Consider the following 251-nt stretch of genomic DNA (forward strand, 5'->3'; position numbering starts at 1 on the left):
CCCCAGCCGGCGTCGGCCCCCATGAGCATCACCCACAAGGTCAACGCCCGCTGGACCGTGATGGGTGACGGGACCCGTACCGCCTGGTCGACCGCGTTCGACTCGGTCACCAGCGACTACGGTTCGGCCCAGCCGGATTCGGTCCTGGACTTCTCCTACCGCGCCACCACCTTCGTCTCGCTGGGTGCGGACTACAAGCGGAGCGACACCCTGACCCTGCGTGGCGGCGTCGCGTACGACCAGACCCCGAC

At 68.9% G+C, this 251-nt stretch carries 1 protein-coding gene; it reads left to right on the forward strand.

Annotated features, from left to right (window positions below; translation table 11 throughout):
• The coding region (locus ACQG3P_RS20980) for an outer membrane protein transport protein (protein ID WP_426806132.1) at positions 1–251 on the forward strand (251 nt) is incomplete at both ends.

This window comes from Stenotrophomonas sp. SrG, from assembly GCF_050031795.1.
Classification (GTDB): domain Bacteria; phylum Pseudomonadota; class Gammaproteobacteria; order Xanthomonadales; family Xanthomonadaceae; genus Stenotrophomonas; species Stenotrophomonas rhizophila_A.